Here is a 17,582-nt window from a genome sequence, read left to right as displayed (position 1 = left end):
CTACGTGTTGATCCAACTACGAGTTGCTCTAACTACGTGTTCTAACAACGTCGCTCTGGATGATGAAAATAACGAGGAACAATAACGATGACTAGACCGATTACAGGCGTACTGACGGCAATCGTCACGCCTTTTGACCATCAGGGGGAATTCAGCCCCACCGCCATGCGCCAGCAGGTACAACGCCAGATGCGCTACGGCAACGGCATTTTCTGTAACGGCACCAACGGTGAGTTCTTTGTGTTGCACACCGACGAGAAAGTCGCCGTCACCGAAACCTGCGTCGATGAAGTCGCGGGTAAAGTACCGGTGGTGGCGCACATCGGGGAAATCTCCACCCGCGAAACCATCAAGCTCGGCAAACGCATCGCCGCGCTGGGCGTGGATGCAGTATCGGTGATCACCCCTTACTTCGTGCCGCTCAAACAAAGCGAGCTGATTGCCCACTACCGTGAAGTGGCAGACGCACTGACCGTACCGGTATTTCTGTACAACATTCCGGCTCGTACCGGAAACACCCTGCAACCAGAAACGGTACGGGTTCTGGCCGATCACCCCAACATTATTGGTATCAAGGACAGCGCCGGTAGTTATGAAAGCCTGAGCGGTTTCCTACAGGCAGTAAAAGACAAACCGAGCTGCGACGTACTCAACGGACCAGACTCGTTGATCCACCAGGGCTTTGTCGACGGCTGCTCTGCCTGTATTTCCGGCCTTGCCAACGTGGCACCAGAAGCCATCAGCCAGATCTGGCATCGCTTCCACGCTGGCGACATCGACGGCTCCCGTCAGGCGCAGGAGCAGGTGAGCGAACTGCGTAAAACGCTGTACGCCGTGGCGTTCTCACCGGCCGTGGTGAAGAAAGCGCTGGCGTTAATGGGACAGGATGTGGGTGTCAGTCGTTACCCGATTCAGTTCTCAGCACAAGACGAAGACACCATTCGCACCATTATTAAACCGTTCTCACAGTGAATGAGCACTTACCCTTACTCCTACAGGATCGAAAACCATGAACCATTTTGATCTGACAGACACACTTATCATCGTCGGGATAATTGTCGTCTACATCGCCCTTACATCCTTGCTGACCCTGCGGCTGCGCAGTAACTCCAACTCGGAGTTCATGGAAGGCTCGCGTGCGCTGCCAGCATTTATCGTCGGCGTGTTGCTGATGACCGAGTTTATCGGTGCCAAGTCTACCGTCGGCACGTCACAGGCCGCCTTTGAAAGCGGCATCGCGGCGTCGTGGTCGGTGATCGGTGCCGCCATCGGCTTCCTGCTGTTCGGGATGATTCTGGTGAAAAAGATCTATAACACCGGGAAAATCACTATTTCTGGCGCTATTGCTGAACGTTATGGCAATACCACCAAGAACATCATCTCCATCATCATGATCTACGCGCTGTTGCTGGTAAACGTGGGTAACTACGTCAGCGGTGCCGCCGCCATCTCCACCGTGCTGAAAGTGAGCCTGCCGGTAGCAGCACTGATTACCGCCATCGTCAGTACCTTCTATTTCTACTTCGGCGGTATCAAAGGCGTCGCATACGTGACGCTGATCCACAGCGGCATGAAGTACGTCGGGGTGATGGTTATCCTGTACGTGGCGCTGAAAATGACCGGCGGCATCACACCAATGGTCGAGAAGATGCCGGAATTCTACTGGACCTGGGATGGCAACATCGGTGCCAGCACCATCGGTGCGTGGCTCATCGGCACCATCGGCTCCATCTTTTGTACCCAGTTTGTCATTCAGGCTATCGCTTCCACCAAGGATGAGAAATCCGCCAAGCGCGCGACCTGGATAGCCTTCCTGTTCTGTATGCCGATCGCGCTGGCGATTGCGATTATCGGTGTCGCCGCCAAGTTCGTGCACCCGGAAATCAAGAGCCTGTATGCCCTGCCAATCTTCCTGCAAGACATGAACCCGTGGCTGGCTGGCCTGGTGACCACCTCACTGGTGGCGTCGATCTTCATTAGCGTGAGTACCGTCGCACTGGCGATCGCCTCGCTGATCGTGAAAGACTTCTATGTGCCTTACTGCAAACCGACGCCGGAAAAAGAGTTCAAGATGACCCGCGTGTTCTCGCTGATCATCGGTTTCCTGCCGCTGGTGTTCGTGCTGCTGGTGCCGGAGGTGTTGAAGCTGTCGTTCTTCACCCGTGCCATTCGTTTGTCGATTTCCGTGGTGGCGATGGTCGCCTTCTACCTGCCGTTCTTTAGCAGCGCCCGCGGCGTCAACACCGGCCTGATCCTGTCCTGTGTGGTCACCTCAGTCTGGTACATCATGGGTAACCCGTTCGGCATCGACAACATGTACATTGCGCTGGCGACCCCGGCAGTGGTGATGGCGATTGATCGTCTGATCCCGAACAAAAACGCCGGAAAGCAAGAAAAGAAAACCTCCGTCTCTCAAACAGGAGCCTAATCCGTCATGACGACCGAAACCATTACTATTGAACGTGACGGACTGGTCCGTCCGGCAGACAACGACAACCAGCGTATCGACGCCTACATCCCGTCGGAACGCCCGCAGAATCACGCGGCCAACCTGTTGCACCTGCCTAACGGCGACGTACTGTGCGTCTGGTTTGGCGGCACTCAGGAAGGGGTGTCGGACATCTCGATTTACCAGTCAAGGCTGGTCAAAGGCAGCGGACAATGGGCGCCCGCAGTCAAGCTCTCTGACGACCCGACCCGTTCCGAACAGAACCCGGTCTTGTTCCTGGCACCCGATGGCGTACTGTGGCTGCTGTATACCGCGCAGAAATCCGGCAATCAGGACACCGCCATCGTGCGTTACCGCCAGTCGCTGGATCAGGGCTACACCTGGGGCGAAATCGGTACACTGTTGGATCAGCCCGGCACCTTTATCCGCCAGCCGATTACCGTGCTGCCCAACGGCGACTGGCTGCTGCCGGTGTTCTACTGCCGTACCCAGCCGGGTGAAAAATGGGTTGGCAACGACGACATCAGTGCGGTGAAAATCTCCAGCGATCAGGGTAAAACCTGGCGTGAATCGGTGGTGCCGAACAGCACCGGCTGCGTGCACATGAACATTACGCCGCTCAAGGACGGTTCTCTGCTGGCGCTGTTCCGCAGCCGCTGGGCTGATTTCATCTACCGCAGTCATTCCACCGACGGCGGCGAAACCTGGTCCGAACCGGTGCCGACCGTTCTGCCCAACAACAACTCGTCGATTCAGGTGACCACACTGGACAACGGCCATCTGGCGCTGGTGTTCAACGCCATGAGCGCTGCAGGTGCCACCGAACGCCGCCTGTCGTTGTATGACGAAATCGAGGACGAAGAAGAAAACGACGCCAAAATGCCGGAGATCTCATCCGGGCGCAGCGCCTTCTGGGGTGCGCCGCGTGCGCCAATGACGCTGGCTATCTCCGAAGACGGCGGCAAGACCTGGCCGTGGCAGCGTAATCTGGAAGTGGGTGACGGTTACTGCATGACCAACAACTCGACCGAAAAACTCAACCGCGAGTTCTCCTACCCCAGCATCAAGCAGGGGCCGGATGGCAAGTTGCACGTCGCCTTTACTTACTTCCGGCAGGCCATCAAGTACGTCTGCGTCAGCGAAGCGTGGGTCAAGGGGTAACACCGTGTTGCCCTCTCCATGACCGTCATTGCTTTCAGGGAGGCGTTCATCGCCTCCTTTATTGTTAAGGAGCCATCCATGATTGCTGGTAATTTGAATCATCTGCCGCTGGCAACGTTGCCCGAACCGCTGTGGCGTATCCTATCCGGCTTTACGCTTGAGGGGCTGAACGCCTTGCCGGAAGGGAAATATCAACCGGATAACGCCGACTGGTTCTACTCCATCGGCACCGTCTCCACCGCCCCAAAAGCCGAACGCCATACCGAATTTCACCGCCGTTTTCTCGATATTCAGCTGATCCTCGAAGGCGAAGAGATCATCGGCTATGACCTGAATGATGCCGACAAGCGCCCCGCCACCGAGCGCAAACCCGACTTATTCATTCTGGACCAGCCACAGGTGCCACACGCCATCCGGCTCGCCGCCGGTGATTTCGTCACCTTCTATCCGGGTGAACCACATCAGGCACTGTGTGCCATCAACGACCAACCCGCACCAGTGAAAAAAGCGGTGTTCAAGGTGCCGGTCGAATTACTGAACGCACAGGGGTAACACCGTATGTCAGCACCAAAACAGGTGGTGATCACCGGCAGCAGTTCCGGTATCGGTGCCGCCATTACCACCACCTTGCTGGCGGCGGGTTGGAAAGTTATCGGGCTATCGCGTCAACCGGGCGCACATCAACACCCGAACTTCACCCATCACCCGCTGGATATCACCGATACACCGGCGCTTATCGCGTTGCTGGACAGCTTGCCCGCCGTCGATGCGGTGATTCACGCTGCCGGGGTGATGAAAGCCGCCACGCTGGGCACCCTGTCGTATGCCGACAGTGAGCAACTGTGGAAGCTGCACATTCAGGTGGCTGAAGTACTGGCCGACCGGCTGGTGGATAAGCTGCCAACCGGCGGGCGCATTGTGCTGCTGGGTAGCCGCACATCCAGCGGTGCCGCCGGGCGCAGCCAATATGTCGCCACCAAATCAGCGATGATTGGCATGGTGAGAAGCTGGGCGGCGGAACTGGCACCGCGCGGCATCACGGTCAATATCGTGGCACCGGGTGCCACCGAAACACCGATGTTGAACCAGCCAGGGCGACAAAGCTCGCCGCCGAAGCTGCCGCCAATCGGCCGGTTTATCCAACCGCAGGAGGTGGCGGATCTGGTGGCATACCTGCTGTCGCCTTCAGCGGCGGCCATCACCGGGCAACAGCTGGTAATTTGCGGTGGTGCCTCGTTATAACATTTCTACGCCGAGCGTATTCGGTGTAGCCGTCACGCGGCGACCGGCAGGCAGCAACGCCAGCCGCCGCGTTTCATCACCCCCGGTCGTCTCGGAAATCGTAAACCGACTAACGGATTGTTTCAGCTCCAGCGAGTGGGTTTCCAGATAAGCCGTATCCGTGGCAGTTTGCTCGACCATCGCAGCATTCTGCTGTGTTGTACGCTCCATCTCGGTGAGCGCGCGGGCAATTTCCTGTGTGGCGACGGACTGTTCCGCCGACGTATCGGCAATCTTCCGGATGAACTCACTGGATAAATCAACCGTCTGATTAATCTTCTGCATCACGTCAGACGCCTGGCTGATTTCACTGTACCCTTCGCCAATTTTCTCTGATGAGGCATCAATAAGTTTCTTTATCTGGTGCGCCGATGCCGTGGTTTTCTGTGACAAAGTACGAATTTCGGCCGCCACAACCGAGAAACCGCGCCCCACATCGCCAGCACGTGCCGCTTCAACCGCAGCATTAATCGCCAGAATGTTGGTTTGGAAGGCAATATCTTCAATCACCTTGGTGATCGATGAAATGCTGTCTGAATGCTGTTTGATACTTTCCATCGTATGCACGATCTGACTCACCAACTGGTAGCCCTGACGCGTTTCACTCACCGCGTTTTCAGATAACTGGCTGGCCTGTCTGGCGCTGGCAGCATTATCCTTCACCGATTCTGATACCTGCCCCATCGCCGCAGAGGTTTGCTGCAAGGCGGAAGCTTGCATGTCGGTACGCTGTGACAAGGCCACACTACTTTTACTGATATTTTCGCTGGCCGCCGTCACGCCATCCGCGTGCTTCAACACATTAGCAACAATGGCGATTAACGACTGACGCATGGCTTCAATCGCTGCCATTACACTGTGCTGTTGCTTATCATTAATCGCCGTTTTCTCAGCCAAATTACCGGATGCTATCGCATGGGTCATGGTGAGTAATACCGCAGGCTCGGTTCCTAATGACCGAAAGATGCGGCGCTGGGTCGTCAGCATCGCCAGTGCACCCAGCAAGATGGCAACAATTAAAATAATTGGCATCGCCACGGTAAAATACCGTGCTGTCTCCCTTGCCGTATGCGTCAGCTGATTGTTCTGTGCAGCTTCATAATTAATAAATGCATTCACATCAGCCAGCCACTGCACAAATGCACCGCGCCCTTCACTCAGCAATAAGGTACGGGCGACATCGGTATTCCCTGCGTTTTGTAATGCAATCAACCGGGCAATGATCGCACTGGTTTTATTATTCGAATCCTTTATGTTTTGGTATAACGCCTTTTCCTGATCGGCCGTTGGTAATTGAAGCATCATCGCATCAAGTTTGACATCAGACTGTTGATAGACTGCCGCCAGTTCATTGATGTGGTTAACGATGACAGACAACTCCTGCTTATCGGCAATTAATAAATCTCGCACAGCAATTGAACGGTCATGGACACTGCCACGTAAATTAACCGCATAAAATTGCTTAACACTATTTTCATCATTAATTTCAGTTAATATGTTGCTAATATGCCGAATGGTTATCAGCCCTAAAACCCCCAACAGAACACTGACTAATATTGGCATAATAAAGCCGACTGCAATTTGTTTCTTTACCGTCATGGTATTTGTCATATCTCCCCCGATGCCAACGTAACCAACTTAACAACATAAACAGTTCAATTTAACGACTGATTAACGACTGACTGCTATTTACTGTATTGTATATTGTAATAATTACCGTAATTCGACTCATACTAAGTCAAATTGGTATTTGAATCGACAGGGAAGAACATCGGCTCACGCTATTAATACAATTGGAGACAATTGCTATATATCCGTCATACTTAGAGCCTATACCAGTCATACTTCAAGTTACAGGTGTGTTGGCTGCGTTCATTCACCCGAATCACTTACCTGAGTAAGCTCATCGGGATTCACTCACTTGCCGCCTTCCTGCAACTCGAATTATTTTGGGTATACATTTTATTACCTGCCCTTCCCTGGGCCTTCACGTGTTTCTCCACAGCAGCACACCATCGGGATACCCGTGAAGGGTGCCCAGCACAAACGCCGTTGGATAGGGAGTGAAACCTAATGCCTCACCCTTTATCCACAAACGCCCGGTATTTTTCCAGCAACGCCAGAAAGTCGTCCAGCCCACACAGCGACAAGCTCTCTTCATCGTAATAGCTCATGCCTTCTTCCAGCTCGTCGGTTTCAAACGCCAGTTGATTGGCGCGCACCATCACTTCCTCGCTGTCTAGCAACAGCGTGTATTCGTGGCCGGGGCGCTCCCACTGGCGCTCACTGCCAGCCAGATCACGCACTGCGGCTTCCACTTCATCCAGCACCGCCTGTTGACCCTTAACTTCTTCATTCAGCCAGTGCCCTACCGCTTCATGGCCCATCGACATCCGGACCACAACCTGCCCGGTCACATCATGCAAAAATTCATAGTCCATGATCGTTCTCCTCTGTCTGATTCGCCACCGCACGCCACTACAGTAAAAAAGGGAGGCCTGCTGGCCTCCCTTCCGGTTAATTGCTGCGAACTATAGCGGTTTACACGGCGGTCTGGAAGATCACCTTGCCTGCTTTATCAGTGTACTGCTGCAACTGGTCAAAGTTCAGATAGCGGTAAGTGTCGTCCGCTGTCTTGTCCACCTGCGCCATATACTGCTGATATTCGTCCGGCGTCGGCAGACGCCCCAGCAACGAGGCTACCGCTGCCAGTTCGGCTGATGCCAGATATACATTCGCACCCGCCCCCAGGCGGTTCGGGAAGTTACGGGTAGAGGTCGATACCACCGTCGCGCCGTCTGCAACCCGCGCCTGGTTGCCCATGCACAGCGAACAGCCGGGAATTTCAACCCGCGCACCGCTCTTGCCGAATACGCTGTAATAGCCTTCTTCGGTCAGTTGTGCGGCGTCCATACGGGTCGGCGGTGCCACCCACAGCCGGGTTGGCAGTTGCCCTTTGTGTTGATCCAACAGTTTACCGGCAGCACGGAAGTGACCGATGTTGGTCATGCAGGAGCCGATGAACACTTCGTCAATCTTGTCACCCTGCACATCAGACAGCAGACGTGCATCGTCCGGATCGTTCGGTGCACACAGGATAGGCTCCTTGATATCCGCCAGATCGATGTCGATCACCGCGGCGTATTCTGCATCGGCGTCGGCTTCCAGCAGTTGCGGATCCGCCAACCATTTTTCCATGCCCTGCACCCGACGCTCCAGCGTACGGCGGTCGCCATAGCCTTCAGCAATCATCCACTTGAGCAGAACGATGTTGGAGTTCAGGTACTCGACGATCGGCGCTTTGTTGAGCTTGATGGTACAGCCCGCCGCAGAGCGCTCCGCCGAGGCGTCGGTCAGTTCGAACGCCTGCTCTACCTTCAGGTCCGGCAACCCTTCGATTTCCAGAATACGGCCAGAGAAGATGTTTTTCTTACCCTTCTTCTCAACAGTCAACAGACCCTGCTTGATAGCATAGTACGGAATCGCATGAACCAGATCGCGCAGCGTGATGCCCGGCTGCATCTGGCCTTTGAAACGCACCAGCACCGATTCCGGCATGTCCAACGGCATCACGCCAGTGGCAGCGGCAAACGCCACCAGACCGGAACCTGCCGGGAAGGAAATCCCGATCGGGAAACGGGTGTGGGAGTCACCACCGGTGCCCACGGTATCCGGCAACAACATGCGGTTCAGCCAGGAGTGGATCACGCCATCACCCGGACGCAGCGAAACGCCGCCACGGTTCATGATGAAGTCCGGCAGGGTGTGGTGGGTGTTAACGTCTACCGGCTTCGGATAAGCAGCGGTATGGCAGAAAGACTGCATCACCAGATCGGCGGAGAAGCCCAGACAGGCCAGGTCTTTCAACTCGTCACGGGTCATCGGGCCGGTGGTATCCTGCGAACCAACCGAGGTCATCTTCGGTTCACAATACGCACCGGGGCGAATACCAGCCACGCCACAGGCACGGCCGACCATCTTCTGCGCCAGCGAGAAACCACGGCTGCTTGGTGCCACGTCTTTGGCGTGACGGAATACATCACTGTGCGGCAAGCCCAGTGACTCGCGCGCTTTGGACGTCAGGCCACGGCCGATAATCAGCGGAATACGGCCGCCCGCACGCACTTCATCCAGCAGTACGTCGGTTTTCAGCTCGAAACTGGCCAACAGCTCGTTGCTGTCGTGGTGACGCACTTCACCCTGATACGGGTAGATATCAATCACATCACCCATGTTCAGCTTGGCAACATCCACTTCGATCGGCAGCGCACCGGCATCTTCCATGGTGTTGAAGAAAATTGGCGCGATCTTACCGCCCAACACCACACCGCCTGCGCGTTTGTTCGGTACGTTCGGGATATCTTCGCCCATGAACCACAGCACCGAGTTGGTGGCGGATTTACGGGACGACCCGGTGCCGACCACATCGCCGACGTAGGCCAGCGGGAACCCTTTCTGGTTCAGCGCTTCAATCTGTTTGATCGGGCCGACTACGCCAGCCTGATCCGGTTCGATGCCTTCGCGGGCGTTTTTCAGCATCGCCAGCGCGTGCAGCGGAATGTCCGGACGCGACCAGGCGTCCTGCGCCGGAGACAAGTCATCGGTATTGGTTTCACCGGTCACCTTGAAGACGGTGACGGTAATCTTGTCCGCCAGTTTCGGGCGGGACAGGAACCATTCGGCGTCAGCCCAGGATTTCACCACCTGCTGCGCGTGGCTATTGCCCGCTTTGGCTTTTTCTTCCACGTCGTAAAAATTGTCGAACATCAGCAGGGTATGGGACAGCGCGTTAGCTGCAACCGGGGCCAGAGCGGGATTATCCAATGCTTCAATCAGCGGCTGAATGTTGTAACCGCCTTGCATGGTGCCCAGCAATTCAATGGCTTTTTCTGGAGTGACGAGGGGAGAAACCGTCTCGCCTTTGGTGATGGCAGCCAGGAAACCGGCTTTGACGTAGGCCGCCTCATCAACACCCGGCGGAACACGATTGACTAACAGATCGACTAAAAACTCTTCTTCTCCGGCGGGGGGGTTTTTCAGCAACTCCACCAGTGCCGCCATTTGCGAAGCCTCTAACGGTTTGGGGACGATCCCTTGTGCAGCCCGCTCGGCTACGTGCTTGCGATAATCTTCTAGCACGACGTTCTCCTCGCTCTCATTGTCTAGTTATGCCCGGCGCTCAGTTCCAGGTTTAGGCTGATTATCAGCTGTGGATAAGTAAGGTCAGAGTGCCCGGTCCAGCCCGTTGAGCATATCAGAGTTTGAATCGATTGTTAATTCGTTTACATAAAGGCAACATTTTATAAATACGGTGCCTTTGTAGGGCAATACTACGTTCAGAAATAGAAATCCGGGCGTCCTGACTTTAGGCCAGCATAGCAGTTGGCGGCAAAATCAACCACCGATTACCCCGCAGAAACGACAAGGAGAATAAAGAAAAATAGGCCGGTGTCGCTGGTGCCGGACGCGTTATCACACGTCCGGTGTTTGACGTCGTTACGACGGCTGGAAGTGATGGCGCAAAGCATGTAGCAGGGCAGGAAACGACGCTGACATATGAGACTGTTCAGCGTGAACATGCAGCGAAACCGCCAGCCACGGCGTCTTCAGGCGTAGCTGTGTCGCCAGTTCCCGAATGCCCTCTACCATACGCCGCTGACCACGGTGCTGGCGCAGCCAGCGCTGCCGTTCGTCAGGCAGCCGCTGCTCCCACGCCTCCAGCGATTGTTCATATTCCCCCACCGACAGTGCCAGGTTCGCCGACGTATGTAACGGCCGCGCCTCCATGCTCGCGATAAATGCGCCAGCCCGCTGAGACAGATAGCCACCGTTCCACCACACCGACGGGCTGGAAGCATAAAAATGCTGAAAACTATCCGGCTGCTCAAACAGCGTATCCACCGTGAATAACCCGCCGTAGGAGTGGCCGAACAGCGCCTGTCGCTGGCTATCGATGTCGTAGCGTTGATGGATGAACGGTTTGAGTTCCTCCAGTAAAAATTGGCGAAAACCGGCGGCGTCCCCTCGCTCGCCAGAGGAACGGAGTCCACCGGACGGGTCAGACTCGGGAATCAGCCGCTCTACCGCGGGAAGGTAATCTCGGTCGCGTCGGGTCGGGCCATCGTAATCCACGGCCACAATAATGCCCGGTGTCACGCCACAACGCGGCTCGCGCATTGCGGCCAGCAACGAGACTACCGAAGCAAAGTAACGTTCGCCGTCCAGCAGGTACATCACCGGCCAGCCCCGTTCGGGTGCCGGTCCGTCAGGCCAGGCAGTCAGCAAACGGTAGTGGCCGCGTGTCGCTGACGTAAACGTCTCCACCCTGGTGTTGGACAACAAATACATATCGACATTCTCACTGATTGTTTACGACGGCGGTCGGCCCCAAGAGCCGACCGCCTCGCTTATTCTGTGTTAGAAGTGGGTGTTGATGCTCATGTAGAAGGTTCTGCCTGACTCATTGTAGGTCGCCGCCCCGGCACCCGCGATATTGATTACACTACAACTGCCGTCGGACGCCACGGTACAACCGGCGGAGGCGTTGCCACGGCGGAACTGGCGTTTATCAAACAGGTTGCTCACCCCGCCGGTCACGCTGACGTTCCTGGTGATGACGTAGGTTGCGCTGGTTCCGACTACTGCATACGGGCTGAGCTCGTTCAGTTCGTCCCCTGAGGCGGCAAGACCACGATAGTTGTATTTCTTCGGCTTCTGACGGCCGTACCAGGTCAACGTCGACTGCAACGACAAATCATCCGTCGCCTGCCAGCTCAACGAAGAGTTCAGCGTGAACTCAGGCGTCACCGACAGAATATCGCCGGTGCTCTTGTTCTTCGAACGTAGCATCCAGGTGATGTTGTTATTCCACTTGATGTTTTCCGATACCGGCACGTTCAGGGTGCCCTCCAGCCCTTCGACCACCGCACGGGGAATGTTGTCCCACTGGTAGACATTGGTTTTGCCGTTGGTGGTGGTGCCCACGGGTGTCAGCCCGGATTCAATCTTGTTGCGGTAATCGTTGCGGAAATACGTCACCCCAGCCTGATAGCCATCACGCTTGAACTCAATACCGATCTCTTTGTTGACGCTGGTTTCCGCTTTCAGTTCCTCGTTACCGATCAGATAGCAGTTATTGCTGGCACCGTTGATCAGATAGCAGCCCTGCCCGCGGCTATAGAGCAGATAGTTAGGGTTGACCTGATACAGGTTAGGTGCTTTGTAAGCCTGTGCGATACCCATTTTCAGCGTGAAATCATCACCCAGCCCCTGTGACAGGTTCAGACCAGGGCTGACCTTGCTGCCCGCCAGCGAGTGGTAATCAAAACGCAGCGCCGGAGTCAGCATGGTGCTTTGGGTCAGTTCAACGTTATCTTCGGCGAACAGCGCGAAAGTGTGGGCCTTGATATCACTGCTACGGTTACTGCTGTTATAACCTGCCATCGTGCCGGTGGACGAGATGTCATACGACGTGGAGCCGGGGTCCGTCATCCGTTGATCCGATGCGTCGATGCCCAGGGTCGCGGTCTGGCTGAAGTACGCCTCAAACGGAATATTCACCTCGCTATGGGCGGTCAGGGTGCCCAGCTTGACGGTGGTGTAGTCATCAGGGGAAGAGAAAATCCCCTCGGTGCCGCCCGCCAGCCCTTCGCTGATACGCGTGTTATGGGTACGCTCGTATTGCAGATAAGACGTGGCGCTGACGCCGCTGTCCCAGAAGCCGCGATGCGTCACGGCATAAGTCTGCCGGTACATGCGGTTAGTCTCTTTGCCGTAGTTGCTGGCGACATAGCTGTTAGTATTGGTGTTCTGGGTATCACCGGCATAGATATTGCCCTGACGGCTGGAACCGGCTTCAAACTCCAGCGACTGCTGCTTGGTGATATCCCAGCGCAATACGCCGTTGATATCTTTGTTACGCACCCCTTCGCGGCCGGACGGCACCGAACTGGCGTAGCTGCCGGTTCGCGCCGATTTATAAGGCTCGTTGATGTCGGCGGCGTCGGCCTGCGTCTTGTTGAGGTTGCCGTACAACCGCAGGCTCAGATTGTCGTTCAATCCGCCGGACAGGCTAAAATCGGTGCGCTTGGTCGCACCTTCCGCTTTATGCACCGGCGCATTGAAATAGGTATTCCAACTACCGTGCCACTCCTCGCTCGGTTGTTTGGTAATGATATTAATCACCCCGCCCATCGCGCCGGAACCGTAGCGCGCCGCCGCCGGGCCGCGTAGCACTTCAATGCGCTCCACCATGTCGGACGGCACCCAGTTGGTATCGCCGCGACTATCGCGCTCGCCACGCCAACCGTAACGCACCGCATTACGGCTGGAAATTGGCTTACCGTCCACCAGAATCAGGGTATTCTCCGGCCCCATGCCGCGGATATCGATCTGGCGGTTGTTGCCGCGCTGCCCGCTGGTGGAATTGCCGGTCAGGTTGACCCCCGGTTGGGTGCGGATAATGTCAGACAGATCGTTAGCAGGAGGATGTTTAGCGATATCCTCAGCGGTAATCACCGAAACCCCTGGTGCCTGGCGTGTCTGCTCCGCCGCCGTCACGACCATGGTGTCGCTCTGTGTCTGAGCGGCATCGCCGACCGATGAGGTATCCGTTGATACCGTGTTGGCCGCGGTTTTATTGGTTATTGTTGCCGCAGAGGTTGTAGTTGCCGCAGAGGTTACGCTTGTCGCAGTCGTTGCGGTGTCTGCCGCCCAGCTCAGGTTTGGGAAAGTTGCGCAGCTCAGCCCGATCAGCGTCGCCAGATAATGGCATGGTTGTCGTTTTATCATCAAAATCGCCCTGTATAAATGAAAGCCAGCAGCCAAAGGTGCTACTGAGAAGTATTTGCATTATCATGCAGGCACGATCATTGTTACATGTGTTGTTCGGGAAGGGGTTTGCGTAAACCGCAAATGACTTTGCGAAAGCGGCAAAATGGCCTGAATAACCAGACAGAACAAGGGGAAATCATGCGCAATCATGTTCCGTCATCAGCATCTATTTATAAGAACCAGATTATGCAGATGTCCAGCCTGGTCGCCAATCATTACCGTTTCCTCGGCCCCCAGCTGATTGATGAAACGCCGCTGCTGTTCGGTCACTTCAATGTCACGCCACTGCATCGCGATTTGATTCTGCACACCGCCGATGTGATCAATCTGCATAACATGCAAACCCAAACCACGCTGAACGGCGCGCTGAAGCTGGCGATTGTCGTGAACGGCAACGCGCATATCAGCTATGGTGAGCGGCGACTGCATTTGGGCGAACGCCAACCGGCTTCGCTGGTTTCGCTGACCGAACCGACGCTATTTAGTCGCTACGGTAAACGTGACGACTATGAGCGCACCGTTTCTCTGACCTTCAGCCGGGAATGGTTATACGGCAACCTGATGGGCAGCGTTGATAACTGGCAGTCCATCTATGATTTTACACAGACCCACCTGGCGACCCATCGCTGGATGCCGTCGCGTCAGGCACTGGCCGCCGCGTGGCAGATCCTGAACACCGGTGCCTGCCAGACACCACTGCAACGCCTGTATCTGGAAACCCAGTGCATGACGCTGATTATCGAAGCGTTCAGTTCACTCACCGAGCAGGCGTCAATAAGCAAACAGATATCGGGATTGCCCCTGCGCCATCAACAACGGATGCAGCAGGTAAAGGAGATGCTGGAAAGCGGCGAAGCCGACCACCTTGCCATCGTCGATATCGCCAAAAGCGTCAATATGAGTGAAAGCTCACTACAGCGTTACTTTCGCCAAACCTTTGACATGACAGTGTTTGAATACCTGCGCAACTGCCGCCTGCAACGCGCGGTGCTGGCAATGCAGCGGGAAGGTGTTGGTATCGCTCAGGCGGCCAGCCTTGCCGGTTACACCAGCCCGGCCAATTTCGCCACCGCCCTGCGACGCGTCTACGGGCTGACGCCGGGACAGTTGAAGAACCGCGTATAACCTTTTCGGCTGGTCATACAAACCGCCAGAAAATGAAAAATCACTGGGCTTCGCGTCTCATTCGCGGCATTGTCTGTCATCATGTCCACCGCTAAATGACACGTACCGATATCGCCATGTCTGCACATTCCAGCATTACCGCCCAACTGGCGCGCCTGATCGCCACTACCCAGCCAGATACCAACGCCATCGACCTCGCCCGCGACGGGGTGATGGATTTCATCGCCTGCGCGCTGCCGGTCTGGCATGGCGCGGTAGCAGACAGCGGGCTCGCACCGTTGAAGTCGGTCTATCCCGGCAATGACAGACAGACCCGCAGCCTGTTGCTGGGCTACGCCGGTCACGCGCTGGATTTTGACGATTTCCATTCCGGTTTTCGCGGCCACCCTGGCACGGTTATCCTGCCAGCTCTGTTGGCATTGGCTGGCGAGCAGCCGACCATCACGGAAGAACGCTTTCTGGCCGCCTATGTCATTGGCGTAGAAACCGCCGGTCGATTGGGGCTGGCAGCCGGTCCACGCCATTACAGCCTGGGTTATCACAATACCGCCACGCTGGGTGCCATCGCCGCCGCCGCCGCGACCTGCCGACTGACAGCGGCGACGACCGATCAAATCGCCAATGCGCTGGGGCTGGCCGCGTCGCAAGCCGCCGGGCTGCGTGCACAATTCGGCTCAGCCATGAAACCGTTGCACGCCGGGCTGGCAGCACGGGCCGGGCTCAGTGCCACCCAACTGGCACTGGCCGGATTTCACGGCAACCACGATACCGTACTGGACGCATTTCTCGCCACTCACGGCGATGGTCAACAGCATAGCGACGCGCTGGTAACCGGCTGGGGCGAGCCGTGGCGCGTCCAGTCACCGGGATTGACCTTCAAGCGTTACCCTACCTGCGGTGGCACCCACAGCGCAGCGGAAGCGGCGTTTATCCTGCGGGAACACTACCGGCAAGCACGATCGTTACCACCATACTCCGGGCACCCCTCAGACGACTTTTCCGCCGCCGTTGATCGCATCACGGTGACGTTCCCGCCGGGCGGTGACGCCGCGCCGTTTATCCGCCAGGCTACCACCGGCGTCGAAGGACGATTCAGCCTCGAATACGTGATTGCCGCCGCGCTACTGGAAGGCGAGCTACGGTTAGAGCGCTTTACTGAAGGCCCGGTCGATCCCCACATCGCTATGCTGGCGAGCACAGTATCGCGTCAGGAAGACCCCAACGCCCCACCGGATGAGCAGAATCCTGATGCCCGCTTTCATGATGTCACGCTGTGGCTGAAAGACGGATCACGCTTTAACGCCCGAGTGACCTGGCGGCAAACCGCGTCCGTAAAAACCGATGTCGCCGCCAAACTACGCCAGACATTAAGCCTGCTGCCGCACTTACCGGCTGACGAGGTGCTCCAGCACGCTCAGTTACACCCCCCCGGCTCACTGGCGGCGCTGGTTCGGCTGCTGTCATAATCGCCAGGCGCACAGCACGATCAGTGCAAGTGCGCCGTACCTCCCGGCGACGATACCAGCCAACTATCCAACCACTGGAACACCGCTTCCTGCTGCTCCTGATAGAACACATGCCCCAATTCGGGCCAAATACGGGTTTCCAGCCGCTCATCGGCATGTTGTGACTGCCAAACCTGATGCATCCGGTCATACGCGGCCTGCACCGCCTGTTGTGGGAACAAGGTGTCTTTGCCGCCGTTGAAGAACAGCATCGGCCGCGGTGCGGCAATGCTGGCAACGTCGGGGAAATCAAGACGAGCCGGTAACCCCGGATGCAACATGTAGAAAGAAGACTGACCACGCAGCACATTGTTACCCGGCACCATCAATCCGTCATAGGTGCCAATCCAGGAAATAGCCGCCGTCGCAGCGGCCTTATCTGATAAGGCTGCCAATTGCCAGGCGCGGTAAGCGCCCATAGAGAACCCCACTACACCAACCCGCTTCGAGTCAACCGAACGCAGCGAAGCCAGAAAGTCCAGCGAACGCATGTCTTCATACGCCAGCGAGCCCGCCAGCGAGCGCCCCAGATTGAAGAAATTACTGGCTAGCGCCTGCTGCTGTTCATACTTAAGTGGCCCGCGGTCGCCCCATCCGAGCGCATCCACCGCCAGCACCACATAACCACGTTTCGCCAACTCATCGCCGACAAAGCGGCCGGTAAAATAGCGATCGGCCCAGGCGATAGCGGAGGCTAAACGGATGTCGTCGCCCCACGGCCGGATCATTTTCTCCTTGCCGATATCAAATTTCGCGCCGTGGTCATGCAGCAGCAACACCGCCGGATGCGGCCCCGGCGTTTTCGGTGTCAGCAATAATCCTGGCACCCGGCTTTCATCGGTAAGGTTGAAGGCAACCTTCTGCGCCACATAGGTGTCACGATCCTGACTGTCGACAACCTGCGGTTCAAAAGCACGGTGAGAATCCGGCGTCAGCAGCAGCGATCGCACCACCTGGCGGGCATGTTGCCGCCATTCGCCGAAATGCGCATACCGCCCAGACTGCCATGCGTCAGGATAGGTCAGTTGCTGTTTCAGTTGCGGGTAGAACGTGGGTAATGCGTCATCGGTTATCGACGACGTGGTATAGGAATGATCATTTGCCATAAGCGGGGCGCTCGCCAGACAGCACATCAGAACACAGAGGGTACGACGTAATCCGCGTCTTTTCATTATTATTCTCCAAAAATAAAACACCGTTTCTTTTCGGTGTTTTGGATTCTAAATGAA

13 protein-coding genes are annotated in these 17,582 nt (G+C 56.3%); 7 read left to right on the top strand and 6 right to left on the bottom strand.

Annotation, left to right across the window (positions count from 1 at the left end; all coding sequences use genetic code 11):
- Positions 1–87: 87 nt before the first annotated feature.
- From OB87_RS09075 to OB87_RS09055, 5 genes are all read left to right on the top strand, one after another.
- Positions 88–972, top strand: a complete 885-nt coding sequence (locus tag OB87_RS09075; RefSeq protein WP_033569123.1) for a dihydrodipicolinate synthase family protein — start codon at positions 88–90, stop codon at positions 970–972.
- Positions 973–1,009: 37 nt separating this feature from the next.
- Positions 1,010–2,428, top strand: coding sequence for a sodium:solute symporter family protein (locus tag OB87_RS09070; protein ID WP_033569122.1), 1,419 nt, complete (start codon positions 1,010–1,012; stop codon positions 2,426–2,428).
- Positions 2,429–2,434: 6 nt separating this feature from the next.
- Positions 2,435–3,610 carry a sialidase family protein gene (locus tag OB87_RS09065; protein WP_033569121.1) on the top strand — a complete coding sequence of 392 codons (1,176 nt, stop codon included), beginning with the start codon at positions 2,435–2,437 and terminating at the stop codon, positions 3,608–3,610.
- A 78-nt stretch (positions 3,611–3,688) separates the two neighbouring features.
- The gene (locus OB87_RS09060) at positions 3,689–4,162 is read left to right on the top strand and encodes a YhcH/YjgK/YiaL family protein (RefSeq protein WP_033569120.1); all 474 of its coding nucleotides are present in this window, start codon (positions 3,689–3,691) and stop codon (positions 4,160–4,162) included.
- A 6-nt stretch (positions 4,163–4,168) separates the two neighbouring features.
- Positions 4,169–4,852, top strand: coding sequence for an SDR family NAD(P)-dependent oxidoreductase (locus OB87_RS09055; RefSeq protein WP_033569119.1), 684 nt, complete (start codon positions 4,169–4,171; stop codon positions 4,850–4,852).
- Here the strand turns inward: OB87_RS09055 and OB87_RS09050 are convergent.
- From OB87_RS09050 to OB87_RS09030, 5 genes are all read right to left on the bottom strand, one after another.
- A complete protein-coding gene (locus OB87_RS09050; protein ID WP_268745834.1) occupies positions 4,847–6,490 on the bottom strand; it encodes a methyl-accepting chemotaxis protein in 1,644 nt (547 codons plus the stop codon). The genes OB87_RS09055 and OB87_RS09050 overlap by 6 nt on opposite strands.
- A 479-nt stretch (positions 6,491–6,969) precedes the next feature.
- Positions 6,970–7,332, bottom strand: coding sequence for a protein YacL (gene yacL / locus OB87_RS09045; protein WP_033569118.1), 363 nt, complete (start codon positions 7,330–7,332; stop codon positions 6,970–6,972).
- A 100-nt stretch (positions 7,333–7,432) separates the two neighbouring features.
- Positions 7,433–10,030, bottom strand: coding sequence for a bifunctional aconitate hydratase 2/2-methylisocitrate dehydratase (gene acnB, locus OB87_RS09040; RefSeq protein WP_072025448.1), 2,598 nt, complete (start codon positions 10,028–10,030; stop codon positions 7,433–7,435).
- A gap of 357 nt (positions 10,031–10,387) precedes the next feature.
- The gene (locus OB87_RS09035; protein WP_033569116.1) at positions 10,388–11,239 is read right to left on the bottom strand and encodes an alpha/beta hydrolase; all 852 of its coding nucleotides are present in this window, start codon (positions 11,237–11,239) and stop codon (positions 10,388–10,390) included.
- A gap of 69 nt (positions 11,240–11,308) precedes the next feature.
- Positions 11,309–13,681, bottom strand: a complete 2,373-nt coding sequence (locus OB87_RS09030; protein WP_033569115.1) for a TonB-dependent siderophore receptor — start codon at positions 13,679–13,681, stop codon at positions 11,309–11,311.
- Between the two features lie 180 nt (positions 13,682–13,861).
- Between OB87_RS09030 and OB87_RS09025 the strand changes: the two genes are divergently transcribed.
- Both OB87_RS09025 and OB87_RS09020 read left to right on the top strand, forming a co-directional pair.
- Positions 13,862–14,848, top strand: a complete 987-nt coding sequence (locus tag OB87_RS09025; RefSeq protein WP_033569114.1) for a helix-turn-helix transcriptional regulator — start codon at positions 13,862–13,864, stop codon at positions 14,846–14,848.
- A gap of 116 nt (positions 14,849–14,964) precedes the next feature.
- Entirely contained in the window at positions 14,965–16,314 is a 1,350-nt protein-coding gene (locus OB87_RS09020) for an MmgE/PrpD family protein (protein ID WP_033569283.1), read from the top strand.
- A 20-nt stretch (positions 16,315–16,334) separates the two neighbouring features.
- On the opposite strand, the gene OB87_RS09015 is transcribed toward OB87_RS09020, so the two are convergent.
- On the bottom strand, positions 16,335–17,525 hold the full coding sequence (locus OB87_RS09015; RefSeq protein ID WP_033569113.1) for a dienelactone hydrolase family protein: 1,191 nt from the start codon (positions 17,523–17,525) through the stop codon (positions 16,335–16,337).
- Positions 17,526–17,582: the final 57 nt, after the last annotated feature.

Source organism: Dickeya undicola, assembly GCF_000784735.1.
In the GTDB taxonomy this organism is placed as follows: domain Bacteria; phylum Pseudomonadota; class Gammaproteobacteria; order Enterobacterales; family Enterobacteriaceae; genus Dickeya; species Dickeya undicola.
Note: the sequence above shows the minus strand (reverse complement) of the source record. Positions and strands in the feature narration are given on the sequence as shown.

Coding starts and splice junctions, on each gene's coding strand:
- OB87_RS09025 (WP_033569114.1), top strand. CDS start 13,862: ATGCGCAATCATGTTCCGTCATCAGCATCTATTTATAAGAACCAGATT.
- OB87_RS09060 (WP_033569120.1), top strand. CDS start 3,689: ATGATTGCTGGTAATTTGAATCATCTGCCGCTGGCAACGTTGCCCGAA.
- OB87_RS09020 (WP_033569283.1), top strand. CDS start 14,965: ATGTCTGCACATTCCAGCATTACCGCCCAACTGGCGCGCCTGATCGCC.
- OB87_RS09035 (WP_033569116.1), bottom strand. CDS start 11,239: ATGTATTTGTTGTCCAACACCAGGGTGGAGACGTTTACGTCAGCGACA.
- OB87_RS09070 (WP_033569122.1), top strand. CDS start 1,010: ATGAACCATTTTGATCTGACAGACACACTTATCATCGTCGGGATAATT.
- OB87_RS09015 (WP_033569113.1), bottom strand. CDS start 17,525: ATGAAAAGACGCGGATTACGTCGTACCCTCTGTGTTCTGATGTGCTGT.
- OB87_RS09065 (WP_033569121.1), top strand. CDS start 2,435: ATGACGACCGAAACCATTACTATTGAACGTGACGGACTGGTCCGTCCG.
- OB87_RS09050 (WP_268745834.1), bottom strand. CDS start 6,490: ATGACGGTAAAGAAACAAATTGCAGTCGGCTTTATTATGCCAATATTA.
- OB87_RS09075 (WP_033569123.1), top strand. CDS start 88: ATGACTAGACCGATTACAGGCGTACTGACGGCAATCGTCACGCCTTTT.
- OB87_RS09030 (WP_033569115.1), bottom strand. CDS start 13,681: ATGATAAAACGACAACCATGCCATTATCTGGCGACGCTGATCGGGCTG.
- OB87_RS09055 (WP_033569119.1), top strand. CDS start 4,169: ATGTCAGCACCAAAACAGGTGGTGATCACCGGCAGCAGTTCCGGTATC.
- yacL (WP_033569118.1), bottom strand. CDS start 7,332: ATGGACTATGAATTTTTGCATGATGTGACCGGGCAGGTTGTGGTCCGG.